Here is a 25947-nt window from a genome sequence, read left to right as displayed (position 1 = left end):
GTTGCTTGTGGCACTGCGGCGGTTGACGGACCGGATCCTGGACCTCGACACCCTCGAGGTCCTCGTCCGCGTCGCGGAGACCGGGTCGTTGACCCGCGCGGCCGAGGTGTTGGGGGTGACACAGCAGGCGGTGTCTGCGCGCTTGCGTGCGGCGGAGCAGGCGACCGGTCAGCCGCTGGCGCACCGGACGGCATCCGGGACCGCGCTGACCGACGCCGGCCGGGTGGTGCTCGGTCTCGCCGTCCCGGTGTTGGAGGCCTCCCGGCGGCTTGAAGCAGGCGTCGCCGCGCTGCGGGAACCGGCGGGATCCCTCGTGATCGCAGCGTCGCAGACGATCGCCGAACTCCTGCTGCCCGGATGGCTGCTCACCCACCGTGCTGCCACGCCGGATGCGTCGGTGCGTTTGATCGCGGGGAACTCCGCCGACGTGACCGACCTCGTCCGTTCCGGCGCTGCCGACGTCGGGTTCACGGAGACTCCTGCTGCGCCGATTGGCCTCTCATCGTTGGTGGTCGATGAGGACGAACTCGTGGTCGTCGTCGCCCCGCACCATCCTTGGGCAAGCGCTTCGGCCATCACCTCGGATGACCTCGCGGAGACGCCCCTGCTGCTCCGTGAGGAAGGGTCCGGCACCCGCTCCACGGTCGAAGCGTGGCTCGACGACGCGGGTCTGACCCTGGTCCCGCCGGCTGCAGTGCTGGAAACGACTGGCATCATCCGCGCCAACGCTCGAGCGGGCATCGCGCCCGCGGTGATGAGTCTCCGCACCGTCGACACTGACCTCGAAGACGGTGCCCTCGTCCGGGCGCTACTGCTCGGCCCGCCACTGATCCGGCCGCTGCGAGCGATCTGGTCAGGCCGCCCGGGGCCCGCTGTGACGGCGTTCCTGGACACTGCTCGCAGCTCGAGTACCGGTGGTCAGATCAGTCCGTAGGGCAGCTCCGGGTGCTGCTCGGCGATCTCGGTGAGCCGGTTGTACTTCGCGACGCGTTCCCCGCGGCCGGGTGCGCCGGACTTGATCTGCCCGGTGCCGGTCCCGACAACGAGGTCCGCGATGAACGTGTCCGTGGTCTCCCCAGAACGGTGGGAGACCATGCTGGCCATCCCGATGCTCTTGGCGGTGGCGATCGCGCCGAGGGTCTGGGAGACGGTCCCGATCTGGTTCGGCTTGATCAGTGCCGCGTTCGTCAGCTGCTGCTCGCCGCCGTCGCGGATCCGCTGTGGGTCGGTGACGTAGAGGTCGTCGCCGACGATCTGGATCCGGTCGCCGAGCGCCGCTTGCATGCGGCGGAACCCCTCATGGTCGTCTTCCGCGAACCCGTCTTCGATGCTCCGGATCGGATACGTGTCGATGAGGTGCCGGTAGTAGTCGACCAGCCCGTCCCGGTCGAGGCTGTCGTTGAGCACCCGGTAGGAGCCGTCGCCCTGGGAGAACTCGTTCGCGGCCGGATCGAGCGCGATCGCCACCTGATCGACGCCCGGCTCGTAGCCGGCGGTACGGATCGCGTCGACGAGCAGGTCGAGCGCTTCCTCGGGCGCAGCGATCGACGGTGCGAAACCGCCCTCGTCGCCGAGGCCGAGGCTGCCGAACCGGTCCCGAACCAGCGCCGCGAGAGCGTGGTACACGTCTGCGCCGATTCGGACGGCGTCTGCCATCGAGCCTGCGTTGACGGGAGCGATCATGAACTCCTGGAAGTCCAGCTCGTTCGCTGCGTGCGCGCCGCCGTTGAGGACGTTGAAGTGCGGGACCGGCATCCGCGGCGTCGAGCCGGTGATCTCAGCGATCCACTGCCAGAGCGGGAGGTCCGCGGCATGGGCGAGGGCCCTGGATGCGGCGATTGAGGTGGCGACAACGCTGTTCGCGCCGAGCCGGCGGTACCCGGTGGTGCCGTCGAGTTCGGCAAGGGCGGCGTCGACCTGCCCGATCGCCGACCACGACCGGCCGGTGAGGAGCCCTGAGATGTCGGTGTCGATCAGGTGGAGCGCCTGGGTGACGTCGCGGCCGCCGAACGCGGAACCGCCGTCGCGGAGCTCGACGGCTTCGTGGGCGCCGGTGGATGCGCCCGCGGGGGCGTCCCCGGTGACGGTGCGGCCGTCGTCGAGCTCGAGGGACACGCGGACGGTCGGGTAGCCGCGGGAGTCGAGGATGCGGGCGCCGTGGACGGCGTCGATGGTGACGGGGTGGTCGTGGTGGGTGACGTACTCACCCTGATGGGCTCCGTGGTGGTGGATGCCGCTGATGTAGTCGTTCATGGTGACGCTCCTTCGGTTCGGTTCGGGTCATGCGTCGAGCTGGTCTGTGGTTGGAAGGGGAAGCCGCGGGGAGGCGGAGGGACGACCTGCTGGCGATCACTCTGCGCCAGTGCCTCCCCGCGGCAGTCTGTGGACCCGTGGGTCACGGGTGTCGGGTGTGGGCGTTCTGTGCGGTGCGGATGACGGCTTCGGCAGCAGCACGGTCGGCCCACCCGTTGGTGGTGACGTGCTTGCCGTGCTCGATCTCCTTGTAGTGGGCGAAGAAGTGCTCGATCTCCGCCAGCGTGTGTTCCGGCACATCGGTGATGTCCCGCAGCTGCGCGAAGCGGTCGTCGCCAGCGGGAACGGTGAGGATCTTGTCGTCGCCGCCGTTCTCGTCGACCATGCGCAGCATCCCGACCGGCCGGACCGTGATGACGACGCCGGGGAACGTGGGACGGGGCAGGAGCACCAGGGCGTCGAGGGGGTCGCCGTCATCGCCGAGGGTGTTGTCGATGGAGCCGTAGTCCTGGGGGAACACCATGCTGGTGAACACCGCCCGGTCGAGCCGGATCCGGCCGGTGGTGTGGTCGACCTCGTACTTGTTGCCGCTGCCGCGGGGAATCTCGATCGTGACGTCGAACAGCATGGGTACCTCCGGTGCTGGAGCGGGTGTGTGGTCAGTGAGTGGGGTGGTCACAGGGTGCCGCCGAGGAGGATGCCGGCGGTCGCGGCGGCGACGGAGACGACGAGCATTCCGAGACCGTTGATCGCGGCGGCGGTGATCCGTCCGCTGCGGGCGAGGCGGACGGTTTCGAAGCTGGCGGTGCTGAACGTGGTGTAGCCGCCCATCACCCCGGTGCCGAGGACCGCGACCGGCACCGCGCCGAGGTGCGTGGCGGCGCCGACGATGATCCCCAGCAGCAGCGACCCGGTGATGTTGATCGTCAGCGTGCCGACGGGGAGCCGGAACTCCCGGCCGGTGTTGATCAGCCCGTCGAGGAGGAACCGACCGGCAGCGCCGGCACCGCCACCGAGGGCGACGACGACGATGAGGGCGGCGTTCATGCTTCCTCCGTTCGGGGACGGAACCAGCCGGCGACGACGAGACCGCAGGCGGTCGCGATCGCGCCGGATAGGACAGTGAGGAGCGCGTAGCCGGTGCCAGCGAGGCCGTGGCCGTCGAGGAACAGGGCGGCGGTGGACTCGGCGAGGGTGCTGTAGGTGGTGAACCCGCCGAGGACCCCTGTCCCGAGGAGCAGCCGCAGCACCCTCCGGCGACCGGCATCGGGCCCACGGTGCGCGAGCGCTTCCAACAGCACACCGAGGGCCAGCGCCCCGGTGATGTTGATCCAGAAGATCGACCAACTCACCCCGCCATCGGCAGGGAGCACGCTACTGATGACGTCGCGGAGGGCAGTACCGCCGGCCCCACCGACGGCGACGAGGCCGACGTACCGCCACCGCAGATGCACCGGCCGCATGGTCGTTGCCGGGTCGGAGACGTCGACGTCCGGGTCGGGAGGGAGCTGGTCGTCGGGCATCGGGGTGTCCGTTCGGGTGGTCATGTTCCGCCTTCTGCCGCGACCAGCGCCGCGGCGTGCTGTGCTGCTACCGGATCCAGGAACGCCCCACCCCGCGGGACGAGAGCACCCGTCGGGGCGAGGTGGTACTGCACGGGTTGCCCGGTCGGCAGGTTGAGCTGCTCGAGCTCCGGGTCGGTGAGGTCGTCGATGCATGCGCAGAGTGCGCGGAGCGAGTTCCCGTGCGCGACGACGAGGACGCTCCGCCCTGACCGCACCATCGGCAGGAGCCGGTCGTGCAAGACGGGGCGGACCCGCTTGATGACGTCCGAGAGTGCCTCGGTGCGTCGGAGGGCGCCGTCGGGCAGGCCGCGCAGCGCGGAGCTCGACCGCAGTTCCTCCCACAGGTGCAGCGACATCGGTGGCGGTGTGCCGGTACGGGACCTGCGGAGCCGCACGTACTCGTCGTCACCGAGCATCCGACGGGCGTCGGTCTTCGTCATCCCGGTCAGGGCACCGTAGTTGCGTTCGTTGAGCTGCCACACCGCTTCCGTGGGCAGCTGTGTCCCGAGGGCGTCGCAGACCAGTTCGGCGGTGCGGACGGCACGGCGCAATGTGGAGGTGACCACGACGTCCGGCGTGATGTGGTTCGACCGGAGGAGCTGTCCGGCTGCGGATGCTTGCCGTTCGCCGCGGTGCGTGAGCGGGACGTCGAGGAGCCCGGTGAAGGTGCCGGCTTCGTTCGCGGTGCTCTCCCCATGCCGCAGGAGCGTCAGCATGCCCGTCACGGGGCTTCCGACGGGAGGAGGACGGTGGCGCCGACCGGGTCGTGCGGGACGACCAGTATCGGCCGGTGCTGCTGATGCGTCAGGTGCGCGGCGACGGACCCGGTGAGCAGTTCCGCTATCCGGCGTCGGCCAGCCTGGGATCCGACGACGATCATCACCGCGTCACGTTCCTCAGCCACCGCAGCGAGTGCGTGACTCGGGTCCCCGACGCGGGAGACGAAGTCCACGTCGACCGATCGCGCCGCAGCAAGATCTCTGATGACCCGCATGTCTTCGTCGGGGAGCTGCTGCGGGTCGCTGTCCGCCGTGTCCGGGTCGATCGGTTCGATGATCTCCGACCCGTCCGCACGCACCCCCGCTGACAGCAGCGCCGGATCGACGACCACACACACCAGGCGGGCGCTGAAGCGTTCAGCGACGGCAGCCGCGACACCGACGACGTCGTGCCCCTGCCCGGACTGCACACCGACCACGACAACACCGGCAGTGCTCGACTCGACCATGACATCTCCCTACCTCAGGCGCACAGAAGCGCAACCAGCTGAGATAGGGACTGTTGTCGACGAGTGTCGAGGTTGGGTCCGGCAAGCCCCACTGCCGGGTCCGAAGACACCACCAGTATGCACCCACCACCCCATGCCCGCACCGACGATCTTCCGCACCTCGAGAACCGGTCCGCTTCGTGACGCGGGACGACAGGGAGAGAAGCTTGAAGGGCGACACTGAGCGGAGCTGCTCACAGGACAGCGCGTGGGTGCACCCTCCGAAGGATCCCATCCTGAATATTGGACGTCCGGTTCACGACCGGCTATCGGACGGCCCGTCCGCGGCCGACCGGTGGTTTCTGTCGCCCTTCGCAGGGACCGCCGCTTCCCTACGGCGGAGGCTAGCGTCACATTCACCCCTGGAGCGGGGCGTTGGGCGGAACCGATTCTCATAGCTTTTGCGATCTGCGTGCCCATCGCTTTGATCCAGGATCGACGAGCGAAGCGCTGAATTCAAACCTGCAAAGCGAGGATGATGAGCGGCCAGCCACGCTCGACATGCCTGCCGTGCCGCACCGTCGTCGAGCCCGTCTACCGTGTCGCTCCAGCGTTGGAGACCCGCCGCTGTAACAATAGTTTCGGCCGCGCGGCCGCGATCAGGGGGTAGAGATGCGCATCAAGTCGATCAGGGTCAAGAACTTCCGGTGCCTCGAGGACGTGTGCGTCGATATGGAAACTTTGACATCGTTCGTCGGGCCGAACGGAGCAGGTAAGTCGACAGTCCTTCGCGCGCTGGACTGGTTCTTCAACGGTGAAACACGCCTGGTCGACGAGGATGTTTATTCCGGGGCAGTCGAGGACCGGCGGATTAGCGTCGAGGTCAAGTTCTCCGATCTCAGCGTTGCGGATCGCGAAGCCCTCGGGTCGACTTACGCTCCCCCCGGCTCCACGACCTTCACGGCCTGGCGAATCTGGGATAACGGCAGCGACAAGATGACTGCGCGAGCCCGGTCATTTCCAGCGTTCGAGGAAATCCGGAACGCGGGATCAGCGAAGGAGAAGAGAGGTCTCTGGGATGATCTGATTGCGCGCGGTGAAGCACCCGGGCTGCCAAACTGGAAGAACCAAGGTGCTGCTGACCAGGCGATGACGCTATGGGAGAGTCACAACCCCGATCGTCTTGAAGAGACGGAGAGTGGAGTCACGCACCTGTTCGGGTTCAACGGACAAAACAAGTTGTCTGGGCTGTTTGACTTCGTGCTCGTGACGGCTGATCTTCGCGCTAGCGAGGAGAGCGTGGAGGGCAAGAAGACGATCATCGGACGCATCCTCGAACGCACCATTGACCGGAAGAGTGCCAACGCAGCGTTCGAGGCTCTTGCGAAAGAGGTCAGCGAGAAGCAAACGGCGATCAACAAGGAACACCTCGGCGAGCAGCTCAACGATCTGGCTGACGCGCTGACCGCCGAGGTGCGTGCCTTCACCGCCGGCCGCGGTATTCGACTTCACCCGCGCACCTCAGACTTACGCCCCAGCCCGGCATCGATCAGCGTCGCCATCAGTGACGCTCTGAACGAAACCAGCGTGGATCGCCAGGGGCACGGCTTCCAGCGAGCGCTGCTGATCTCATCACTCAAACTACTCGCCGCCCGCGGCGCCCAAGGTAACGACGGCAGTGTCATCTGCCTCGCCATCGAGGAGCCCGAACTGTTTCAACACCCAACCCAGGCGCGGGTATTCTCGAAAGTGCTACGGGATCTAGCAGATAACCTCACAGGCGGGCTCCAGGTCATGTACGCGACGCATTCCCCATACTTCATTGACCCACGATTCTTTGACCAGGTTCGTCGTGTCACTCGTCGCCAGCACGCGCCGGACGAGCATCCATCGGTCAGCGTTCACCTCGCATCTCTTGATGCCGTAACCAAGCGACTCAACGGCTCCGAGGTGACCGATGACGCCCTGCGGTCAAGATGGGATCAGGTGTGGACGAAGAACCTGGCTGAGGCGTTCTTCGCTGACGCCGTCGTCTTGGTCGAGGGCGACACCGATAAGGGCATCCTTGATGGCATTGCCGCACGCAAAGGACAGACCGCTCTGGAGGTGGAGGGCATAACCGTCGCTTACTCCGGCGGAAAACAGCATCTCTTCATACCCCACGCGATCCTGGCGGAACTGTCCATCCCGACGCTCGTCGTGTTCGATAACGACAAGGGCGGCGGTTCGCGGCTACGGGCCAACGGCAAGCCAGAGCACGATGCCGCTGCAACCGAGGTGAATGAGATCCGCACGAACCGACGGCTACTCGCGTACCTGGGAGAGACCGTCGTAGATAACCCCGAGGGACAGGTCAGCGCCACTCTCCACGTGTGGGCAGACCGGCTGGAGGACGTAATCGACAACGAGTGGGGCGAGTGGAACAGCACTCGGCAGTCAATCGTCGACAGCGGTCGTGGCGCTGCGGGGAAAAACGCGGCGACATACGCCCTGGCCGCTCAGGAGTGCCCGGCTGCCCCCAGTGGTGAACTCATGGAGGTAATGGTCGCCGCTCGCGCACTCGTTGCTTCCACTCCTTGAGTGTTACTGAGCCCGGCCGAACAGAGGCCTAACTCGCGTCCTAGCCCGCTGAGGGATCCTTGGGTTCAGCCGGTCGTTGCAACACCACCGTGAATCGGAGTGCTGCAGATGGGATCGAGGCTGGAACACCGCGCTCGAGAGGCTCGGTTCTGGGAGCTATTGAGACAGGGCCTTGGCCGTACGGCGGCCTGTGATGCTGTCGGCGTGGATCGACGTCAGGGATACCGATGGGTCAAAGCAGCCGGCGGGCGAAACCCGTTCGCCCACAAGCCTCGCTCGGACAGGTACCTGAGTCAGGAAGAGCGGCTGCAGATCGCGGACCTGCGCCTCAACGGTGTCGGCGTGCGCGCGATCGCGAAAGCCCTCGGCCGGGCGCCATCGACGATCAGTCGCGAGCTCAGCAGGAACGCTGCAGCTGGCGGGAATTACCGGCCGTACTCGGCGGAGAAGCAGTGCCGAGTTCGAGCGCGGCGCCCCAAGCCCCGGAAGCTGGACCGGGTCGAGCTTGCGCTGCAGGTCGAGTTGCGGTTGGTGAGGAACTGGTCCCCGGAGCAGATCCGTGATGACCTGATCCGGTCCTTCCCGAACCGGCCGGAGATACACGTGTCGCACGAGACGATCTACTAGTCCCTGTTCGTGCAGGGCCGCGGGCACCTGCGCGCTGACCTGCACAAACACCTCCGCACCGGCCGCGCCATCCGCCGGCACCGGGGTGAGCCCCGGCGGGCGTCGTGGTCGAAGATCCGCGACATGATCCTGATCAGCGAACGCCCGGCCGAGGTCGACGACCGGGCTGTTCCTGGGCACTGGGAAGGCGATCTGATCGTCGGGATCAACGCCAGGAGCGCGATCGGCACCCTCGTCGAACGCACCACCCGATACGTGATGCTGCTCCACCTCCCCAATGGACACAGCGCCGACGCGGTCCGCGACGCGATGATCCCCACCATCCAGGCCCTGCCCGAGCATCTCCGTCGGTCGTTGACGTGGGATCAGGGCACGGAGCTTGCCCGGCACAAGGACATCACCCTCGCCACGGACCTCGCGATCTACTTCTGCGATCCGCACAAGCCGTGGCAGCGCGGCTCGAACGAGAACACCAACGGCCTACTCCGGCAGTACTTCCCGAAGTCCACCGACCTCACCATTCGCAGACCCGAACGGCTCCTCGAGGTCGCCGCCGAACTCAACGGTCGACCCCGCAAGACTCTCGGCCACCGCACCCCGGCGGAAGCGTTTCAGCAGCTACTGTCAGACCCGAAACAACCACCCGTTGCAACGACCCCTTGAAACCGCCATCGTCCATCGAGACGCGCTGAACGGCAGGAAGCGCCACCGGGCTGATGATTCCCGGCGGCGCTCCTTGCCACGATCAGTGGTGGCCGTGAACGACGGCGTGGCCGAGCCCGCGGCTGATCATCCACCGGTTCACCGGGGTGGTAACCACGAACGCCAGGGCAAGGGACAGGGCGAGGGAGCCCCAGAACAGCCACTGGTTGAGCTGCGCGTCCATCGCTCCCGGAATCGCGACCACGACCGTGTTGTCGATGATCTCCATGACGGCGATCGAGACAGTGTCCGCCGCGAGAGCGACCTTGAACGCCGCCGCGAGCGTCAGGCCCGACTTGATGACACCGCGCATGGTGAGGGCGTAGCCGAAGATAAATGCCAGGACGATCGACAGAACGATAGTTGCGGCGTTATGGAAGCCGGCTGCGGTGCCGATGACCATGCCGAGAACCTCACCGATCGCGCAGCCGGTGAGGCAGTGCAGCGTCGCTTGCGCCGCCATCGACCACGTCGTCGTCCCGTGCCCGGTGGCGTGGCCGGCGTGCTCGTGTCCGCTCATCTGGTGGTGCTCGTGCGTGTTCATGCTGCTCCGATCTGACGCTGCTGACGTCAACAGTTCACGTATACCCCTGGGGGGTACCATGCGCTGTAACGCGGGGCCCCGCGCGGTGTTCCCGAGTGAGTCGGTCGCGGCGGGATCGGTGTGAATCCGGACACCGAGTTGCCGCCGCCGTTCGGGGTACCGCACCATAGAAGCGCTCCTCCGACCCGTCTGCTCGAAAGACTGATGCTCACCACCACCGTCTCCCCGCGTCGCCGGCTGCTGTTGCAGGCCACGGCGACGCTGGCGTTGCTGCTGCTGGTCGGGTTCACGCTCCTGATGCGCACGATGGCCGGGCACACCGCCGGCCACGAGCACCCGATGGCTGCTCCCGCGGCCACCGCCGAGCACAGCCACGTCGCGGCTGCCAGCCACGGTGAGCACGCAGCTCCCGTGACAGCGGTGATGACCGTCCTCACCGATGCAGGCTGTGACAGCGGCCTCTGTGCGCTGATGTGCTCGCTGATGGGGATGGCGTGCGCGCTGACGGTCGCCCTGTTCACGTGGGCGCTGCTGCGCGCACGGACCGGCGGCATCCTCTACCTGCTCGCGCGCCTGCTCGCGCTGGCTGACCGGCTGCCGCGCCGCATCGCGGCACCGAAACCGCCGTCACTGACGGCGTTGCAGATCATCCGCATCTGATCCGCCCCTGCGGGACCCCACCCCCGAAGGGTGGCTCCCGCATGCCCAGATCCGGCAGGCGTCCGCCTGCCCGGAACACCTGACGCATCCACGGGAACGGAAGATCATGCACACCACCACCACGCGCACGCTCGCGGTCGCGGCCGCACTGACCCTCGGACTCACCCTCGCCAGCTGCTCCGCCGGCAACAGCAGCTCCGACGCTGGCGCATCGTCGTCGACGTCGGCTGCATCGGCGCACAACGACCAGGACGTGATGTTCGCGCAGATGATGCTGCCGCACCACAAGCAGGCCGTCGAGATGAGCGACATGCTCCTCGCCAAGGGCTCCGGCGTCGACACCGGCGTCACCGACCTCGCGAAGCAGATCAAGGCCGAGCAGTCCCCGGAAATCAGCCAGCTCACCAGCTGGCTGAAGGGCTGGGATGAGCCGACCGAGTCGGAGCACTCCGGGATGGGGCACTCCATGTCCGGGATGATGTCCGACTCCGACATGAACGACCTCGACCAGGCGTCCGCGAAGGACGCCGCAAAGCTCTACCTCGAGCAGATGGTCCAGCACCACAAGGGCGCCGTCGACATGGCCAAGACCGAAGTCGACAAGGGCAAGAACACCGACGCCGTCGCGATGGCGAAGTCGATCGTGTCGAGCCAGACCGAGCAGATCACCCAGATGCAGGACATGCTCGCGTCCCTCTAAACCCCGGCGTGGGTCGCGGCGGGCTCCCCCCTTCCCGCCGCGGCCCACGACCGGCTCCACCCCTTCCCCTCTGCCCGACTCCCGCTCGGGTCACCCCATGTTTAGGCCTGCCGGCCACCACCACTCTTGGAGCCTGTCCGTGCCCCAGCAGCACCACCAGACCCCCGCCATTCCCGCACCCCTGACGCGCCGCGAAGCCCTCGCCGCCGAACGAGCCGCCGCAACCCTGACCACCAACCGCACTGGTCGCGCAACGACCACCGCCGCTAATCAGCCGGTACCGCGGCCACTACCGACCGCGACGCTCGCACCGGTAACGCCGATCCGCTCGCTGCGGTCACGCGTTCTCGCCGCGGTCCCGATCACCGGCGCTGCGGCCGCGATGGCACTGTTCACCGCTGCCGCAGCGCTGCCCGCGCAGGCAACGACCGGCCCCGCGGCCGTCGTGCCCGGAGTCGCTCCCACCGCTGCCGGGCAGAGCTTCACCGCGTCTGGGTTGACCGTCGCGGTCGACCGCGACGGATACACGATCACCAAGCCGGCCCCGAAGCCCGTCATCACCAAGACCACACCCGCTCCACGAACGACGTCGACCGGCTCCTCCCCGTCGACGAAGCAGAGCGTCCCCGTGACCACAGGCGGCACGATCGTGAACACGGGTACCGGCGACATTCGCTGGCCCATCGCCGGTGCCATCACCATCAGCTCACCGTTCGGCCCGCGCAGCGCACCATGCGCGACCTGCTCCTCCATCCACCAGGGCGTCGACCTCACTCCCGGTGCTGGCACCCCCATCGGCGCTATTGCTGCCGGCACCGTCCGAGTGTCGACAACGCACCCGGAGTACGGGCAGTACGTCATCATCGACCACCAGATCGACGGCCGCCTCGTCTCCACCCTCTACGCGCACATGATCTTCGGCTCCTCACCGCTGCGACCAGGTGACACCGTCGCGGTCGGGCAGCTCGTCGGACTCGTCGGCAACACCGGCGCGAGCACCGGAGCGCACCTGCACCTCCAAGTCATGCCCGGCGGCACCACGCCCGTCAACCCGATCCCGTGGCTCACCGCGAACGCTGGACGCACCCTCTAGGACGTCAGCCACGCCAATGTCCGGAGCGCCATCGGCTATCGAGACAGGGTGGCTCTCGTCCTATGCTCATCGTCGGCTGTATAGTCACCGTATGCTGACCATTGCTTCGCGGCTTGACGTGATGAACCGTCTCGGCCGGGCGCTGGCCGATCCGACGCGAGCCCGGATTTTGCTCCGACTGCTCGACGAGCCTGGCTACCCGGCGCGGCTGGCGGAGGAGCTGGATCTAACGCGCACGAACGTGTCAAACCATCTCGCGTGCCTGCGTGGGTGCGGCATTGTCGTCGCCGTCCAGGAGGGGCGAAGCACCCGGTACGAGATCGCGGACCCGCACCTGACACGTGCGATAGACGCGCTGGTCGACGTCGTGCTCGCTGTCGACGACGGCGCCGGATGCGCGGACGAGGACTGCGACGTACCGCTGTGCTGCGGGGCCGGCGCATGAGCGCCGCCGTGCAGCTCGCTGCGCCCTTGTCGGCTACGCGCCGGAGCGTATTACAGCGGCGGGTGCGGTGGATCGTCGCCGCGACGATCACCTACAACGTGATCGAAGCCGTGATAGCGATCGCCGCCGGCACGGTGGCGTCCTCGACGGCACTGATCGGGTTCGGCCTCGACTCAATCGTGGAAGTCCTCTCCGCCGCCGCGGTGGCGTGGCAGTTCGCCGGACGTGACCCGGAGGCGCGAGAGCGCACCGCCTTGAAGGTCATCGCGGTGTCGTTCTTCGGCCTCGCGCTGTACGTCACCGTCAACGCCGGCCTCACGTTCGCTGGGCTCCGCCAGCCGGAGCACAGCACCGTGGGCATCATCCTCGCTGCGGTCAGCCTCACGGTCATGCCGTTCCTCAGCCTGTTGGAACGGCGCATCGGGAAGGAACTCGGCTCCGCGTCCGCGATCGCGGACTCGAAGCAGACCCTCGTCTGCAGCTACCTCTCGGCTGCCGTCCTCATCGGCCTGCTGCAACACCCTGTTTGGATGGTCATGGGCAGACCCGGTGGCGGGGCTCGTCGTGGTCGTCTTCGCGGTCCGGGAAGGTCTGGAAGCGTGGCGCGGTGACGCGTGCAAGCAGCCCGTCTCTGCGCTCACCGGCGAGCGAGAAGTCGACGCCTGCGACTGCTGCTGACTCCGTCGAGGTGGGTCCATATCTCATCGCCTGATGAGGTGGCTCATCGGTGTCGGTGGCTGTGGATACGATCAGCCGCATGTCGTACTGCACCGCGCCCGTACGGGGTCATCGGTCCTCCGCAGCTGCTGCTGCGTGCCCGTCTTGCGGACGGCGCGGACGGTACAGCTACTCGCCGCCGCGTTCGCACCCATCCTTCCCCGCTCCAGCCGCATCAGTGCGGAGTGGCGCCGGCATCAGTCGGGGTAGCAGCGGCGGTGGAGGAGGGGCCCGACGCGCCGCTCGGCCGTCTTGGCAGCCGAGCACGTCCTCGGTCTCGTACACAGCGCAGGAAGTTCGCGACCTGGAGCCGGTGCGCGCAGCAGCCGCGACGCGGACGCAGGTGCACGACGTTTTCCTCTGTCACGCGTGGCCGGATCGTCAGGCAGACGCGAAGGACCTCTACGACTTGCTCCGCGGCGAGGACGTGTCGGTCTGGTTCAGCGAGGTCACTCTTCAGCTTGGCACCGACATGCGGGTAGCCATCGACAAGGGGCTCGTGACGTCCCGCATCGGAATCGTGCTCGTAACGCCCGCGATGCTCGACAAGCTCCGCACGGACCGCAGTGTGGCGAGCAGTGAACTCAGCGCTCTGCTGCGCCGGAGCCTGCTGGTGCCGGTGCTGCACGGGGTGTCGTTCGAGGAACTTGACCAGGTAAGCCCGATGCTCGCCTCTCGCGGTGGCCTGAGCACGGAGGAAGACTCGTTGGCGGTCATCGCCGAGAAGATCGCCGAACTCGTTGGTGAGCTCAACGGTGAAGAAGCTGACGCACTGAGCCTGGCATCGGTCAGCGACTGACAGCGCTGCTGCTCAGCAGCCAACCCGTGGGCTACGTCGTTCAACGAGGACGTTGTCGCGCCACTGCCCGGCCCACGGCCCGAACGTCATGAGGCCGACGCGTTCTCGGGTGCCGAGTTCGCGGAACCCGTGGCGGGCGTGGAGGGCGCGGGAGGTGGCGTTCTCGGGGAAGATCCCGGACTGGATGGTCCAGATGCCGGCGGCCTCGGTCGACGCGATCAGGGCGTCGAGGAGCAGATGTCCGACGCCGCGACCACGCGCTGCGGCGGCGACGTAGACGGAGTGCTCGACGACGCCCCGGTACACCGGCCGGGCGGAGATCGGAGAGACCGCCACCCAGCCGAGAACCGCGTCACCGTCGGCTGCGACGAACCGGTGCTCCGGCAGCTTCCCGGCGTCGAATGCTTCCCACGTCGGCGGTGCCGCCTCGAACGTCGCGTTCCCGGTGGCGATGCCCTCCCGGTAGATCGCTTCCACGGCGGGCCAGTCCGCGGCGGCCATCGGCCGCACGAGGACCGTGGGATCGGTCATGGGTGCAGGAGCTCGTCCTGGATGCGGGCGGCGACGGCGTCGCGCATGGGGCGGACGTCGTCGGGGGCCCAGGAGTCCGGGTCCGGGAACGACCACTGCAACACCTTCCCGCGGGGCGTCGCGGGAAGGTCGAGGCCGGGTTTCATCAGCACAACCACATCGGCCTGATCCAGCAGTTCGGGGGTGACCTTCCGCGGGGCGCGGTCGCTGATGTCGAGGCCGAGTTCCGCGACGGTCGCGGCGATCGACGGGTTCACCTCGTCGGCGGGGGCGATCCCGGCGCAGGTGGCGGTGTAGCGGTCGTCGGCGGCGAGCTCGAGGAGGGCTGCGCCGAGTTGGGAGCGGCCGGCGTTGTGCTTGCAGATGAACAGCACGGTGGGCTTGGTGGTCATGTGGGGTCCGGTTCAGTTCGTGCAGCAGGAGCTGCTGGCGGGCGGAGCGGCCGAGGCGGGTGCAACGCAGCAGGACGACCCCTCGGCCGCTTCGTTCGTGGCGGGAACGCCGCAGGAGGATGAGCCGCCAACATCGGTGGTGCAAACGCCGGTCTCGGGGAGCACGAGCTGCACGTCGCGGGCGGCCTGATGATCGCCGGCGAGTTCCGCGGCGATGGAGCGGACCTGCTCGTAGCCGGTGAGGAGCAGGAACGTGGGGGCGCGGCCGTAGGACTTCATCCCGGCGATGAAGAAGTTCGGCTCCGGGTGCGCCAGCTCCGCGACACCGTGCGGCGGGACGGAGCCGCAAGAGTGCAGGTTCGGGTCGATCAGTGGCGCGAGCGCCCGCGGTGCTTCGACAATGTCGTCCAGGCCCAGGCGGATCTCGCGGAGCATGTCGAGGTCGGGCCGGAACCCGGTCGCGTTCACCACAACGTCCACCGTCACCGCGAACGGCTCCCCGGCACGGCGGCCGGTGACGGCGACCTGGTCGCCGACGGGACGGACGTCGTCGATCTCGAACGAGGCAAGCTGCTCGATGTGCCCGGACTCGACGAGGCCGTGCACGTTCGAGCCGAGCTGCCCGCGTGCGGCGAGCCCATCGGCAGCGTCCGCGCCGAGGCGAGCGGTGCCGGCGTTCCGGATCGCCCACAGCAGCGTCGTGCCCGGTTCGTTCTTGGCGAGGGCGGCGAGCTTGATGAGCGTGTTCGCTGCCGAGTGGCCGGCCCCGACGACGAGGACCCGCTTCCCGGCGAACCGAGCCCGGTCCGCGCCGAGCACGTCGGGCAGAGCGTGCACGATGCGGTCGCCGAGGTCCGCTGCGGGGGCGAGGCCGGCGGCGGTGAGCGGGTTCGGGGACGTGTACGTGCCGGAGGTGTCGACGACGGCGCGGGCGGTGACGTCCTCGACGCCGTCCGCGGTGTGGAGGCGGAGGAGGAACGGGGTGTCGGCGCGGCCGGCGGAGCGGGTGCGGTCCATGCCCTGCCGGGACACCGCGTCGACGCGGACCTCGTACCGGATCACCGGTGCCAGCTCGGGTGTCTGGGCGAGCGGTTCGAGGTACTGGGCGACGAGGTCGTTGCCGGTCGGCAGCGACGACCGGCGCGGCTCAGTCCAGCCGGTGGGTTCGAGGAGCCGGCGGGCGGCGTCGTCGATGACGTACCGCCACGGGGAGAACAGCCTGGTGTGCCCCCACGCCCGGACGGACGTACCGACCTGGTCGCCGGCTTCGTAGACGACGACGGGCAGACCCTGCTCGAGCAGGTGCGCGGCGGCTGCGAGCCCGACGGGGCCGGCGCCGATGACCGCGACGGGCAGCCCGGTCAGGCGGTCCGCGTCGGCTCGGGGTGGGACGGTGAGGGTGAGGGTCATGGGAGTGGTCCTTCCGGTGGTTAGGCGGATGCTTCGGTGGGCAGCAGCTCGGCCAGGAGCGCTTGCACGCGGGTCTTGATCTCGTCGCGGATGAGGCGGACGTCGTCGATGCCCTTCCCGGCGGGGTCGGTGAGGTTCCAGTCCTCGTACCGCTTGCCGGGGAAGATCGGGCACGCGTCGCCGCAGCCCATCGTGATGACCGCGTCGGACTCGCGGACGGCGTCGGTGGTGAGGATCTTCGGCTGGTTCGAGGCGATGTCGATGCCGTCCTCCGCCATCGCTTCGATCGCGACGGGGTTGATCTGGTCCTTCGGCGCACTGCCTGCGGAGAGGACCTGCACGCGGTCACCGCCGAGGGCCTGGGCGTAGCCGGCGGCTATCTGGGAGCGGCCGGCGTTGTGGACGCAGACGAACAGGATCGTGGGCGTCGCGGTCATGGCGGTGCTTTCGGTAGGGGTGGGCGTGGTCATCGGATGAGGGTGAGCCAGCCGGCGAGGGCTGTCAGGGTGACGGCGAGGACGGGGACGGTGAGCACGATGCCGGTGCGAAAGTACTGCCCCCAGCCGATGTGGATGCCCTTCCGGTCGAGCACGTGCAACCACAGCAGGGTCGCCAGCGACCCGATGGGGGTGATCTTCGGGCCGAGGTCGGAGCCGATGACGTTGGCGTAGATCATCACCTCGTGGGTCAGGCCGGTCGCGCCGGCTCCGCCGATCGCGAGGGCGGCAATGAGGACGGTCGGCATGTTGTTCATCAGCGACGCGAGAATCGCGATCACGAACCCGACCCCGAGCGCGGTGACGAGGACCCCGTGGTCCCCGAACACGTCGAACAGGCGGGCGAGGTAGTCGGTGAGGCCCTGGTTCTGCAGCCCGTACACGACGAGGTACATGCCGATCGAGAACAGCACGATCTGCCACGGCGCCTCCCGGATCGTCTTCCACACCGGAATCACCCGCCCCGACCCGCCAACGGTGCCACCACTGCCGCCGGTGACGGTGGCGGTGCCGCCGGTCGTGACGAGGACCGGGGACGCAGCCTGACAGGCGAAGAGGAATGCGGGTTGCCGGGCAGCGACGAGAAGGATCACGACCGCGCCGACACCAGCGACGGCGGCGAGGGGCACCCCGAGCGGGTCGGCGGCAAAGTAGCCGACCAGCAGCACGGCGAGGACCACCCATCCGGCGCGGAACGTCGCTCGGTCCTTCACCGCGGCGGCGGGCCGGGTGAGGGCGAGGACGTCGTACCGCTTCGGGATCGACCGGCCGAAGTACGCCAGCAGCATCCCGAGGGACGCCAGCACGGACACGATGCCGACGGGCACCATGACGGTGGCGTACTCGGCGAACCCGATGCCGAAGTAGTCGGCGGAGACAATGTTGACCAGGTTCGACACCACCAGCGGCAGGCTGCCAGTGTCGGCGATGAACCCGGTGGCGAGGATGAACCCTAGCGCAGCCTTCGCCGGCATGTTCAAGGCGCGAAGCATCCCGACAACGATCGGGGTGAGGATCAGCGCGGCCCCGTCGTTGGCGAACACGGCCGCGATGACCGCACCGAGGCCGACGATCAGCACGAACAGCAGCCGACCGTTCCCGCGACCCCACTTGGCCACGTGGAGCGCGGCCCACTCGAAGAACCCGGCCTCATCGAGGATCAACGAGATCAGCACCACCGCGACGAACGTCAGCGTCGCGTTCCACACGATCCCGACCACCGTCGGCACATCACCGAGCCCCACGGCCGTGGTCGCAAGGGCGATGACCGCGCCGATGAGCGCGGTGTAGCCGATCGGAAAGCCCTTGGGCTGCCAGATCACCACCACGAGCGTCGCGACAAAGATCGCCGCCGCGACGACCGCCAGCACCATCAGACGCCCACCCCGGCCTGGTTCGCTACGGCGCGTTCCCAGCCCTGCGCGGCGACCTGCACGGCATCCCACGGGGACCCGAGCGGCGGCGTGTAGCTGAGGTCCAAGTCGATGACGTCGTCGACCGACAGGCCGGCGTGCAGGGCGGTGGCGAACGTGTCGATCCGCTTGCTGATCTCCGCGGTGCGTTTCCCGACAATCTGCGCCCCAAGGAGCCGTCCGGACGTGTGGTCGCCGGTGACGCTGATCGTCAACGGCACCGCACCCGGGTAGTACCGCTTGTGGTCGTCCGCGACCGTCACACGCGTCAGCGGCGACACGTCCAGCGGGGCGGTTTCGTGGTGGCGGAGGCCGGTGCGGGCGGCGACGAGGTCGAACACCTTCACCACCTGCGTCCCCACCGAGCCTGCAAAGGTCCGGGACCCGCCGAGCATGTTCTCCCCGGCGACGCGTCCCTGCTTGTGCGCGGTCGTCCCGAGCGGCAGCCAGGTCGTCCCGAGAAAGCGGTGGTGTGTCACGACGCAGTCACCCGCTGCCCACACGTGCGGCACCCCGGTACGCATCTGCTCGTCGACGACGATCGCGCCGGCCTGGCCGGGCTGCGCGCCTGCCGCGGCCGCGAGATCCGTCACCGGCCGCACCCCGACGCAGACCACCACGAGCGCGAACGTTCCGGCTGCGTCACCAGACGTGGAGATAGTCGCGACGCTCCACTGCCCGCCGCCAGCGGGGGTGATTCCGGTGACGGTCGCACCGGTCAGCACCGTCGCGCCGTGCCGACGGACCTCCTCGGTGACTAGGGACCCGAGTTCCGGGTCGAGGGTGGAGAGCACTTCCGGTTTGCGCTGAATCAGCGTCGTGTCGAAGCCGCGGGCGACGAGCCCCTCGGTCATCTCGAGGCCGATGTAGCCGGCGCCGACGACCGCGACGCGGCTTCCGGCCGGCAGGAGCTCCAAGGCGGCGACGACCTGCTCGGCGTCGGTCATCGAGTGCAGCAGGTGAATCCCGGGCTCACCGAACGGGATCCCGGCCGGGCGGACCGGCTCCGCACCGGTCCCGATCAGCAGCTCGTCGTACCCGATCTGCTCATCGCCGGCCGGGCCGGTGACACTCAGCAGCCGGCGGTCGATGTCGACGGCGGAAGCCCACGTCGAGGAGCGGACAGTAATCCCGGCGGCTTCGAGGTCGGCGCGGGTGCGGTGCGCGAGGGACGCTTCCGTGGCGACGTCGCCGGAGACCCAGTAGGGGATGCCACAGATGGAGAAGTTCGGGAACTCGTCGGCGAGGACCACGGTCACATCGGTCGACGGGTCGAGCTCACGGGCGCGCAGCGCCGCGGCAATGCCGGCGTCACTGCCACCAACGGCAACAAGGTGAGTCATCGGGTCGGTCCTCTACAGATCGATCGGAAGGCGAGCAGGGACATCGAAGCACGTCGATATCGATGAGCGCAAATATAGACGTGCATCGAAGGACGTGGGATGATGGGGTGATGACGACGATCGAGCTGCTCCCCATCCAGGACGTCACCGCATGCTGCTCGCCCGTCACCACCGAAGCGATGACGCAGGAGTCCGCGGAAGTCCTGGCGAAGTCGTTGAAGGCGATCGCGGACCCGGCGCGGCTCCGACTGATCTCGATGGTGGCCGCGCACGAGGGTGCGGAAGCATGCGTCTGCGACCTGCAGGAACCGCTCGGGCTGTCTCAGCCGACCGTGTCGCACCACCTCAAGGTGCTCGTCGACGCCGGCATCCTGCACCGGGAGAAGCGCGGCACTTGGGCCTACTTCTCCCTCGTCCCCGGTGCCCTCGAGTCGGTCGCGGCACTGCTCACCTCACCCACCCGCTGATCACCAACTCGCCTCGCGACGAAGCCTCCGCACGGTGAGGATGAAGACATGACCGACGAGCAAGAATCCAACCCAATCGCGGACGCCCGTGCACAGATCCGTTGGATGATGGAGGAGCAACGCAAGCAGCCGAAGGTGTTCACCGAGGTGAAGGACAGGGACCTCGTCACCTTGATGGACCGATTCGCTGGGTCGCTTGAGTTCAACTCGATGCTCGTTGCTTCGCAACTGATCGCGGAAGTCAGCCGACGACAACTGTGGGATGCCGTCATCGAGCGGCGCACCGCCATGCTTGCTCTGGGACATCCTGACGAGGACCGAGCGACACTCCGAGATCGTGCGCAGCTGGAGCTGGACCACTTCCGGAACGAGCACTTCCCAGTTGACCCTGACATCTTCGGTGAGGACGAAGCAAAGGCAAAGGCAGCTTGGAACGGCTACATCCAATTCTGATCGAACGATCGAAACCCGCGTCCAGCAAAGCGCTAAGGCGTGGGACCCTGGCGGCGATCACTACTACCGTGCCCGTCCACAGAGACGGCACGCTGAGTCAGCGACCAGTACGACGTCGCGGGAGGTTCGCGTGGCCACGGTAGTGCTAGAGATCCGCTATCAATGGCCATCGCATCAGGTCGACCACTCTGCAGTCCGCCGTCACTTCAACGCTCCCCGTCTGACCGTCGCCGGCGAGGAGAACGGGCCAGAGACGTTGCGGTTCCAACCCGATGCGACTCAACGGGCCACTCTGACATGGGTCCTCGGGAACCGAACCACGTGGACGATCGAGCCACCCGGCGAGACACTGCCGGGGCCCGAGGAGGCATGGGACCACTGGCAGAAGCAAGCGGACACGGCGCTATGGATGTTCCGCGGCGACCTCGCCAGCAGAGGTAAACATCAATCGGTTGTCGACGCCCTGCTGACCGGTGAGGTCCTGTTTTACGCGGCATACGGAAACACGATCATGCGGTACCCCCACGAACCAATTCCGGACGAGACGCCGCAACCCGACGGCTACGCCGCTTGCTCGACTGGAAAGGCATGGGCTGACAACTGGCAGTTCGACTTTGAGCCCCTGTCCGGCGAAGAAGACGACTGGGTTGGCCTGATCTGGCAAGCAGACGAACGTCGATGGTTGGATGCTGCCACCTACGAACCGGTCGACGAAGACGAACATCCCGAGCTCATCAGCTTCGCCGAGCAGGATCTCCAGCGCATCCGCCGCGCTGAACAGATCGCAGATGCATGGTACGAGGCTTATCTACTGGTCCTCATCAACCTGTTCACTGACGGAGTCAGTATTGAGCATCGACGACGCGCAGTTCGGCGAGACGACCTGAGCGCTGGGCTCTCTTGATGCAGAGTAGGGGTGAATCACCCTATGCGAGCACCACGGTGCGTAGCGGTCACGCCGCCGCGTAGTCAGTTGCATTGAGGAACACCGGCGGGGCCGTCAACTAATATGTTCACCTCCGAATTTGAGGACAGGTCCTTTGCCAGGTGGATAAGACACTCGGCGGGCGACCTGACTCATTCTCTAGCTGGCCAGCCGAGTGAGCGAGTGCGCCTGAGTTATTGATCTCTCGGGACCGGTCGAGTAGAAGACTCGAAGAAACCAGGTCCGAAGCGGGCAACGAGCTGATCCTGCGCCGTGCACAACATCTTTCGAAATCCGCAGGGATTCGAGATGTGCATCGCCGTCGAAGCTCAGGCCGAGGGTGAAATCGCTGAGTGCTCCAGTATTGGCACAAACGTCGGCGCAGGTAGGTAGGCGGGAACCTCATGGCGTCGATCTGATCGTCGTGTCATCTTCCGCCTTGCAGATGGTTCATGTCATCAGGGAGGACCATTTCCTCGGGCGAGTAGCCATCCGGTTGAAGCACCGACAGTAGTTTCGGACTTGTCGTTCCCGCCAGGTTCGTGCTCTACTTAGGAAGTCCTCGTTTAGGGGGATAAAGAAGCGGTTTGAGCACTCAAGCGCACCGAACTGGGGGAGAACATCATGACGGAGCACGTCGACGAGAGCTGGGCCCGATTCTGGGCTGTCGACCTTCACGTCCACACCCCTGGCTCGCAAGACGCCAACGACGCGCATTACGGCACTCCGGAAGATGTCGTTCAGGCGGCGCTCGACCAGGGACTCGCAGCGATCGCCGTGACAGACCACAACACCGCCGCGTGGTGTGATCGCATGTCCGATGCCGCGCGCGACACACCTCTCGTTGTCCTCCCCGGGGTTGAGCTCAGCACTCGCGAGGGACACCTGCTCGGGATCTGGGAAGAGGGCACCCCCGCTCAGCAGATTGAGGACGTTCTCCTCAAGCTCGGCATCAGCCGCGGCGACTTCGGCGCAACTAACGTGACCGCGGCGTACGGGATGGGGGAGTGCGCAACGCAGATTGAGGCCGCGAACGGTCTCGCGATCGCGGCCCACATTGACAAAGAGCGCGGCCTGCTACGCCAGCAGGTACAGACCTATGTGAATGAGCTTCTCGCGCACCCCCACATCGCCGGGTTCGAATACGTTCGCGCCGAGACGGTGGCGACGGTCGTGGCCAAACTCGGCGACAGCCGTACGCCAGCAATGGTGCGGCACTCTGACACTTTCAGCGCCGAACTGGGCCACCACGCGCTCTCGGAAATCGGGCACCGTCGCACCTGGTACAAAGCGGCCCGCCCGGATCTCCTCGGCGTTCGCTACGCACTCGAAGACCCGGGACTGCGAATCCGTACGGTCGACCCAACCGCGTCGGAGGCGCACCCGACCATCGAGCGGGTGGAGATCACCGCCGGCTTTCTCGGCGGTACGATCATCGACCTGAGCCCAGACCTGAACTGTCTGCTCGGAGGTACGGGCGCCGGGAAGTCCCTTGTACTTGAGAGCATCCGCTTCGCCGTCGACCAGCAGGTGGACGCCGCGGCGTTTGCCGCCATCCGCGAAGAAGTCGACCTCCGCCTCTCGCTCGCTCTCGGTGTCGGAACGACGGTGCATGTAACCGCGTCCGTGGGAGGTGAGACGTACCGGTTCAGTAGACGGCTCACCGCCACGCCGTCCGCGCCAGAAGTCGCACAACGGCTGGGGGATGAGTGGGTTGCCATCGAACGCGGCCCGGCTCTCATCCTGCCGATCGCCGCCTTCTCTCAGGGCGAGATCCTTGAGTACTCCCGCCAACCCGTGGGGCGTGTCGGACTCGTTGATGCGCACATCGATCTCGTCGAGATCGACAGCCGAATCGAAGCTGCCGAGGCCGCCCTCGCCGCCAACGCGACGGACCTCGTCGAGTCACGGAAGCGGTACGAAGACCTCGGCAAAAAGTCGTCGACAGCCCCGACCCTGACTACACGCGAGAGTGAACTCTCCGGTTTCTTCGATCAAGATCTTGTCAACGAGCAGCGAGAGTGGTCCAGTGAGCGCTCTGACCTGTCTGCGTTTCGCACGGAGATCGACGGCTGGAGTCTCCAACTCCCGGACGCACCGGTGGTACCCGCCGCACGAATCGACGGTCACGAAGCAGCCTTCCAAAGGTTGACTCAGAAACAAGCCGCATTCAAAACTACGATCACACGCGCCAGGAGTGATACTGCCTCCGCGCGGAGGGCGCTGCTAGACGAACTCATCGCCGTCCGGCAAGAACTGGACGGGTCTTATGCCGCATTCGAGAACACGCTCCAGGAGCGGCTCGCACAGTCCGGTCAAAGCACCATGGCGAGCCTCTTGGCCGAGCTGCAGGCCGTGCAGGCGGCGCTCACGCTGGCGAACAGCGCAGCCAAGGACCTCAGCGACTCCGCGGCACCGGAACTGACCCGACTCTTGGTCGAGCGAGAAGGACTCCTCACGCAGCTGAAGGGTGCCCGTGATGACCGACGTGACCTGCGCCGCCGCCGCGTCAAGGTACTGAACAAGGAAACCGCCGGGATCGTCAAGCTGGACGTGCCGAACGGATCCGATCGCACCGAGTACCGCGCCCGCTTGGAAGAGATCAAGGTCGGGTCGCATCTCCAGGGGCCAGTCCTCGACACCATCTCCGAGAAGATCCACCCGTATTCGCTCGCTCGGGCGATCTGGTCCGGCGACCATTCACTGCTGGGGCCGCTCCCAGACGGCGTTAACGCCACCGACATTGCCCGACTGCAGACTAATATCGCCGACAAGGCGCTATGGTCGGAGCTCCTGGCAATGCAGATCGTCGATCTCCCCGACAAGCTAGACGTTAAATTCAAGAAGCCCGAAGGCGACGACTACGTTCCAATCGAACACCTCTCCCACGGCCAAAAATGCACCGCGGTCTTGGTCATCCTCCTTGCTGACGGTGACACGCCCGTTCTTGTTGACCAACCCGAGGATGCCCTTCACGCGCCATGGATCGAGGACTACCTTGTCGATCGGCTCCGCGATCTCCGAGGCACCCGCCAGTACTTGTTCGCCACCCGAAGCGCAGGACTCGTGGTCAGCGCGGACGCGGAGCAACTGGTGACCATGAAAGCGACGGCCACGCGAGGTGAGGTCGAAGCTCGCGGATCGCTGGAACGGCACGACGTCAATACGCTTGCGCTGCATCATCTCGAGGGAGGCAAGGTGCCGTTTGACAGGCGCGCCCGGAAACTCCGCGCCTCGATCAACGCGTGACTTCGGCGCCGTTCACCGACGCGGGCGCCGCGCCTCTAGGCCCTGTCGCGCGGAGACGTACCGTTCGTACTGTGAGCCACGGTAGCGCTCGTGCTGCCCAAGGGCGGTGTAACTGAACCCCAGCGCATCGGCGACCATAGGAGCAGGCATCGCCGCGACGAGCTCGTCCAGAGCGCCGTTCTTTGCCGCGAGAACATTCACGCCAAGGCCGGCGATGACAGTGCGGAGGTGGTTCTGCGTCACATGCGAGCCGGCACGGGTTCCGGGAAACAGGAACGGATTCCGAGCCACGTTCCCCGTCCGATCTCGTGATCGCGCCGCGAGGTGATCGCGGACAAGGCTTGCAAACGGTTCGGGGATGGGGACCTGATCGGAGACGACCTCGAGAACTAGTCTCGAGTCGTCCAGTTCTCGGATGACTGTTAGAGGGAACTCGACGATCCGCGCGACGGGTTGCGCGAAGACGAGCAGAAGTAACATCGCCACGCGATCGGCCGGGGTGACCGTTTCATCTTGCAGGAACGAGCCGATGGCGGCAAGGCGCTCTTCCTGACTAATCCGGCGCGTGCTCCGAGCAGGCCGGCGGGGGACGTCGAGAGGGACCGTGTCTTGAGCGCGTGAGGCGAACAGCAGGAACTGGCGAACGGTGTAGCGTGTCGTGGCCCCGGTAACGAGCCACTCGTCGACATCGGCCTGACTGCACTGAGCCAGGGGCATGCCCCGGCTAGAAATCCACCCGACGAAGTCGACTGCGACCGTGATCTCCTGCTTCGCGTTATGCACGCTTCGCTGGCTATCCCATCGTTCCGTCCCTGCGCGCAGCCGTTTCAAGTGGTGCCATCGAGCGAACCGGTCCACGGCATCCCGTGCTGTCTTGTCGTCAATGGACGCGATCTTCGACGTGATCCACATCTCGAACTGCGCAAGGGGTTCGTCACGCCGGGGGAGTGCGTCCACGTCGACCAGAAGAGCGCGCATGTGCCGGACGGCAGCGTCTTGAGGGAGCGCATCGAACGATTCGTGCGTTAGGGGCAATTCTCCCGATCCGAGCGCGTGCAACAAATCCCGGGGCCGCTTCAACCGAAGCCATTGGTAAATACTTGCCTGCCGGTCCGCACTCAAAAGCCGGTCGCGAAGACGGTCTAGGGCCGGGTCTGCCGCGGGACGGTCGAGCCGGAGGTATTCGCTCAGATCGACTCGGTTCACGCACCTCTCGCACTGCCCGGCTCGCTTCAGGGCCCCTTCCTCGCCGCACGTGCCACATCGGAACGACATGCGAATCCCTGCGCAGTCACCGCAGATTGCTGCGCCTCGACTGTCTCGCCCGGGGAGAAGCCGGGCGATGCCGCACCTGGCGCAGCGTCCGGACGTATGTA

28 protein-coding genes and 1 pseudogene are annotated in these 25947 nt (G+C 66.8%); 14 read left to right on the top strand and 15 right to left on the bottom strand.

Going from position 1 to position 25947, the window contains the following annotated elements:
* The first annotated feature begins 7 nt into the window (after positions 1-7).
* The gene (locus D8M35_RS00855) at positions 8-934 is read left to right on the top strand and encodes a LysR family transcriptional regulator (protein WP_002854169.1); all 927 of its coding nucleotides are present in this window, start codon (positions 8-10) and stop codon (positions 932-934) included.
* Here the strand turns inward: D8M35_RS00855 and eno are convergent.
* The 6 genes from eno to D8M35_RS00825 form a co-directional block, all read right to left on the bottom strand.
* Positions 919-2253 carry a phosphopyruvate hydratase gene (gene eno, locus D8M35_RS00850; protein WP_126890093.1) on the bottom strand — a complete coding sequence of 445 codons (1335 nt, stop codon included), beginning with the start codon at positions 2251-2253 and terminating at the stop codon, positions 919-921. The two genes, D8M35_RS00855 and eno, sit on opposite strands and share 16 nt — an antisense overlap.
* A gap of 142 nt (positions 2254-2395) precedes the next feature.
* Positions 2396-2881, bottom strand: a complete 486-nt coding sequence (locus D8M35_RS00845) for an inorganic diphosphatase (RefSeq protein ID WP_002854167.1) — start codon at positions 2879-2881, stop codon at positions 2396-2398.
* Positions 2882-2928: 47 nt separating this feature from the next.
* Positions 2929-3300 (bottom strand): CrcB family protein, encoded by a 372-nt coding sequence (locus D8M35_RS00840; protein WP_002854166.1) that lies wholly within the window; start codon positions 3298-3300, stop codon positions 2929-2931.
* Positions 3297-3800 (bottom strand): CrcB family protein, encoded by a 504-nt coding sequence (locus D8M35_RS00835; protein WP_002854165.1) that lies wholly within the window; start codon positions 3798-3800, stop codon positions 3297-3299. Before D8M35_RS00835 ends, D8M35_RS00840 begins: the two co-directional genes overlap by 4 nt.
* Positions 3797-4534, bottom strand: coding sequence for a 2,3-diphosphoglycerate-dependent phosphoglycerate mutase (locus tag D8M35_RS00830; RefSeq protein WP_063718739.1), 738 nt, complete (start codon positions 4532-4534; stop codon positions 3797-3799). Before D8M35_RS00830 ends, D8M35_RS00835 begins: the two co-directional genes overlap by 4 nt.
* Positions 4535-4539: 5 nt before the next feature.
* Positions 4540-5046 (bottom strand): universal stress protein, encoded by a 507-nt coding sequence (locus D8M35_RS00825; RefSeq protein WP_076693227.1) that lies wholly within the window; start codon positions 5044-5046, stop codon positions 4540-4542.
* Between the two features lie 651 nt (positions 5047-5697).
* Between D8M35_RS00825 and D8M35_RS00820 the strand changes: the two genes are divergently transcribed.
* From D8M35_RS00820 to D8M35_RS00815, 3 genes are all read left to right on the top strand, one after another.
* Entirely contained in the window at positions 5698-7605 is a 1908-nt protein-coding gene (locus D8M35_RS00820) for an ATP-dependent endonuclease (RefSeq protein ID WP_126890092.1), read from the top strand.
* Positions 7606-7809: 204 nt separating this feature from the next.
* Positions 7810-8232, top strand: a complete 423-nt coding sequence (locus tag D8M35_RS16920; protein WP_202976506.1) for a helix-turn-helix domain-containing protein — start codon at positions 7810-7812, stop codon at positions 8230-8232.
* Between the two features lie 9 nt (positions 8233-8241).
* Positions 8242-8895 (top strand): IS30 family transposase, encoded by a 654-nt coding sequence (locus D8M35_RS00815; RefSeq protein ID WP_202976505.1) that lies wholly within the window; start codon positions 8242-8244, stop codon positions 8893-8895.
* A gap of 82 nt (positions 8896-8977) precedes the next feature.
* Here the strand turns inward: D8M35_RS00815 and D8M35_RS00810 are convergent, their stop codons facing one another.
* Positions 8978-9478 carry a DUF4396 domain-containing protein gene (locus tag D8M35_RS00810; protein ID WP_202976504.1) on the bottom strand — a complete coding sequence of 167 codons (501 nt, stop codon included), beginning with the start codon at positions 9476-9478 and terminating at the stop codon, positions 8978-8980.
* A gap of 204 nt (positions 9479-9682) precedes the next feature.
* On the opposite strand from D8M35_RS00810, the gene D8M35_RS00805 reads away from it, so the two are divergent.
* Both D8M35_RS00805 and D8M35_RS00800 read left to right on the top strand, forming a co-directional pair.
* Complete coding sequence (locus D8M35_RS00805; RefSeq protein ID WP_126890091.1) at positions 9683-10138, top strand: hypothetical protein; 456 nt, start codon at positions 9683-9685, stop codon at positions 10136-10138.
* Positions 10139-10244: 106 nt separating this feature from the next.
* Positions 10245-10838, top strand: coding sequence for a DUF305 domain-containing protein (locus tag D8M35_RS00800; RefSeq protein WP_126890090.1), 594 nt, complete (start codon positions 10245-10247; stop codon positions 10836-10838).
* 270 nt (positions 10839-11108) lie between these two features.
* Here D8M35_RS00800 and D8M35_RS16485 read toward each other — a convergent pair whose 3' ends face one another.
* The gene (locus D8M35_RS16485) at positions 11109-11591 is read right to left on the bottom strand and encodes a hypothetical protein (protein WP_162604345.1); all 483 of its coding nucleotides are present in this window, start codon (positions 11589-11591) and stop codon (positions 11109-11111) included.
* Here D8M35_RS16485 and D8M35_RS16480 point away from each other — a divergent pair.
* From D8M35_RS16480 to D8M35_RS16915, 4 genes and pseudogenes are all read left to right on the top strand, one after another.
* Entirely contained in the window at positions 11488-11931 is a 444-nt protein-coding gene (locus D8M35_RS16480; RefSeq protein WP_161972543.1) for a M23 family metallopeptidase, read from the top strand. The two genes, D8M35_RS16485 and D8M35_RS16480, sit on opposite strands and share 104 nt — an antisense overlap.
* 91 nt (positions 11932-12022) lie before the next feature.
* Positions 12023-12376, top strand: coding sequence for a helix-turn-helix transcriptional regulator (locus tag D8M35_RS00790; RefSeq protein WP_126890088.1), 354 nt, complete (start codon positions 12023-12025; stop codon positions 12374-12376).
* Positions 12373-13054: pseudogene (locus tag D8M35_RS00785) on the top strand (cation diffusion facilitator family transporter). The gene D8M35_RS00790 and the pseudogene D8M35_RS00785 overlap by 4 nt, the downstream one beginning before the upstream one ends.
* A gap of 382 nt (positions 13055-13436) precedes the next feature.
* Complete coding sequence (locus D8M35_RS16915; protein WP_202976503.1) at positions 13437-13892, top strand: toll/interleukin-1 receptor domain-containing protein; 456 nt, start codon at positions 13437-13439, stop codon at positions 13890-13892.
* 12 nt (positions 13893-13904) lie between these two features.
* On the opposite strand, the gene D8M35_RS00775 is transcribed toward D8M35_RS16915, so the two are convergent.
* From D8M35_RS00775 to D8M35_RS00750, 6 genes are read right to left on the bottom strand one after another with little or no spacing between them, the layout of a single operon-like run.
* Entirely contained in the window at positions 13905-14423 is a 519-nt protein-coding gene (locus tag D8M35_RS00775; protein WP_126890086.1) for a GNAT family N-acetyltransferase, read from the bottom strand.
* Positions 14420-14815, bottom strand: a complete 396-nt coding sequence (locus D8M35_RS00770; RefSeq protein WP_126890085.1) for a low molecular weight phosphatase family protein — start codon at positions 14813-14815, stop codon at positions 14420-14422. Before D8M35_RS00770 ends, D8M35_RS00775 begins: the two co-directional genes overlap by 4 nt.
* A gap of 12 nt (positions 14816-14827) precedes the next feature.
* Positions 14828-16225, bottom strand: a complete 1398-nt coding sequence (locus D8M35_RS00765) for an FAD-dependent oxidoreductase (protein ID WP_126890084.1) — start codon at positions 16223-16225, stop codon at positions 14828-14830.
* 20 nt (positions 16226-16245) lie between these two features.
* Complete coding sequence (locus tag D8M35_RS00760) at positions 16246-16662, bottom strand: arsenate reductase ArsC (RefSeq protein WP_126890083.1); 417 nt, start codon at positions 16660-16662, stop codon at positions 16246-16248.
* A 29-nt stretch (positions 16663-16691) separates the two neighbouring features.
* Complete coding sequence (locus tag D8M35_RS00755; RefSeq protein WP_148113325.1) at positions 16692-18095, bottom strand: arsenic transporter; 1404 nt, start codon at positions 18093-18095, stop codon at positions 16692-16694.
* On the bottom strand, positions 18095-19477 hold the full coding sequence (locus D8M35_RS00750) for an FAD-dependent oxidoreductase (RefSeq protein WP_126890082.1): 1383 nt from the start codon (positions 19475-19477) through the stop codon (positions 18095-18097). The genes D8M35_RS00755 and D8M35_RS00750 overlap by 1 nt, the downstream gene beginning before the upstream one ends.
* A gap of 110 nt (positions 19478-19587) precedes the next feature.
* Here D8M35_RS00750 and D8M35_RS00745 point away from each other — a divergent pair, with 110 nt between their 5' ends.
* The 4 genes from D8M35_RS00745 (at position 19588) to D8M35_RS00730 (ending at position 24571) form a co-directional block, all read left to right on the top strand.
* Positions 19588-19944 (top strand): helix-turn-helix transcriptional regulator, encoded by a 357-nt coding sequence (locus D8M35_RS00745; RefSeq protein ID WP_058724395.1) that lies wholly within the window; start codon positions 19588-19590, stop codon positions 19942-19944.
* Positions 19945-19992: 48 nt separating this feature from the next.
* Positions 19993-20397, top strand: a complete 405-nt coding sequence (locus tag D8M35_RS00740; protein ID WP_126890081.1) for a hypothetical protein — start codon at positions 19993-19995, stop codon at positions 20395-20397.
* A 130-nt stretch (positions 20398-20527) separates the two neighbouring features.
* Positions 20528-21301, top strand: coding sequence for a hypothetical protein (locus D8M35_RS00735; RefSeq protein WP_126890080.1), 774 nt, complete (start codon positions 20528-20530; stop codon positions 21299-21301).
* 645 nt (positions 21302-21946) lie between these two features.
* On the top strand, positions 21947-24571 hold the full coding sequence (locus D8M35_RS00730; RefSeq protein ID WP_126890079.1) for a PHP domain-containing protein: 2625 nt from the start codon (positions 21947-21949) through the stop codon (positions 24569-24571).
* 12 nt (positions 24572-24583) lie between these two features.
* On the opposite strand, the gene D8M35_RS00725 is transcribed toward D8M35_RS00730, so the two are convergent.
* Positions 24584-25777, bottom strand: coding sequence for a recombinase XerD (locus tag D8M35_RS00725; RefSeq protein WP_126890078.1), 1194 nt, complete (start codon positions 25775-25777; stop codon positions 24584-24586).
* Between the last annotated feature and the right edge of the window lie 170 nt (positions 25778-25947).

This window comes from Curtobacterium sp. HSID17257, from assembly GCF_003989515.1.
Lineage (GTDB): Bacteria > Actinomycetota > Actinomycetes > Actinomycetales > Microbacteriaceae > Curtobacterium.
The sequence above is the reverse complement of the archived record's forward strand: the minus strand, read 5'-3'. Positions and strand labels throughout refer to the sequence as shown.

What these genes read in the sequence shown, in the direction of transcription:
- eno (WP_126890093.1), bottom strand. Translation starts at nt 2,253, where the DNA reads ATGAACGACTACATCAGCGGCATCCACCACCACGGAGCCCATCAGGGT.
- D8M35_RS00845 (WP_002854167.1), bottom strand. Translation starts at nt 2,881, where the DNA reads ATGCTGTTCGACGTCACGATCGAGATTCCCCGCGGCAGCGGCAACAAG.
- D8M35_RS00840 (WP_002854166.1), bottom strand. Translation starts at nt 3,300, where the DNA reads ATGAACGCCGCCCTCATCGTCGTCGTCGCCCTCGGTGGCGGTGCCGGC.
- D8M35_RS00835 (WP_002854165.1), bottom strand. Translation starts at nt 3,800, where the DNA reads ATGACCACCCGAACGGACACCCCGATGCCCGACGACCAGCTCCCTCCC.
- D8M35_RS00830 (WP_063718739.1), bottom strand. Translation starts at nt 4,534, where the DNA reads ATGCTGACGCTCCTGCGGCATGGGGAGAGCACCGCGAACGAAGCCGGC.
- D8M35_RS00825 (WP_076693227.1), bottom strand. Translation starts at nt 5,046, where the DNA reads ATGGTCGAGTCGAGCACTGCCGGTGTTGTCGTGGTCGGTGTGCAGTCC.
- D8M35_RS00820 (WP_126890092.1), top strand. Translation starts at nt 5,698, where the DNA reads ATGCGCATCAAGTCGATCAGGGTCAAGAACTTCCGGTGCCTCGAGGAC.
- D8M35_RS00810 (WP_202976504.1), bottom strand. Translation starts at nt 9,478, where the DNA reads ATGAACACGCACGAGCACCACCAGATGAGCGGACACGAGCACGCCGGC.
- D8M35_RS00805 (WP_126890091.1), top strand. Translation starts at nt 9,683, where the DNA reads ATGCTCACCACCACCGTCTCCCCGCGTCGCCGGCTGCTGTTGCAGGCC.
- D8M35_RS00800 (WP_126890090.1), top strand. Translation starts at nt 10,245, where the DNA reads ATGCACACCACCACCACGCGCACGCTCGCGGTCGCGGCCGCACTGACC.
- D8M35_RS16485 (WP_162604345.1), bottom strand. Translation starts at nt 11,591, where the DNA reads ATGGAGGAGCAGGTCGCGCATGGTGCGCTGCGCGGGCCGAACGGTGAG.
- D8M35_RS00790 (WP_126890088.1), top strand. Translation starts at nt 12,023, where the DNA reads ATGCTGACCATTGCTTCGCGGCTTGACGTGATGAACCGTCTCGGCCGG.
- D8M35_RS00775 (WP_126890086.1), bottom strand. Translation starts at nt 14,423, where the DNA reads ATGACCGATCCCACGGTCCTCGTGCGGCCGATGGCCGCCGCGGACTGG.
- D8M35_RS00770 (WP_126890085.1), bottom strand. Translation starts at nt 14,815, where the DNA reads ATGACCACCAAGCCCACCGTGCTGTTCATCTGCAAGCACAACGCCGGC.
- D8M35_RS00765 (WP_126890084.1), bottom strand. Translation starts at nt 16,225, where the DNA reads ATGACCCTCACCCTCACCGTCCCACCCCGAGCCGACGCGGACCGCCTG.
- D8M35_RS00760 (WP_126890083.1), bottom strand. Translation starts at nt 16,662, where the DNA reads ATGACCGCGACGCCCACGATCCTGTTCGTCTGCGTCCACAACGCCGGC.
- D8M35_RS00755 (WP_148113325.1), bottom strand. Translation starts at nt 18,095, where the DNA reads ATGGTGCTGGCGGTCGTCGCGGCGGCGATCTTTGTCGCGACGCTCGTG.
- D8M35_RS00750 (WP_126890082.1), bottom strand. Translation starts at nt 19,477, where the DNA reads ATGACTCACCTTGTTGCCGTTGGTGGCAGTGACGCCGGCATTGCCGCG.
- D8M35_RS00745 (WP_058724395.1), top strand. Translation starts at nt 19,588, where the DNA reads ATGACGACGATCGAGCTGCTCCCCATCCAGGACGTCACCGCATGCTGC.
- D8M35_RS00740 (WP_126890081.1), top strand. Translation starts at nt 19,993, where the DNA reads ATGACCGACGAGCAAGAATCCAACCCAATCGCGGACGCCCGTGCACAG.
- D8M35_RS00730 (WP_126890079.1), top strand. Translation starts at nt 21,947, where the DNA reads ATGACGGAGCACGTCGACGAGAGCTGGGCCCGATTCTGGGCTGTCGAC.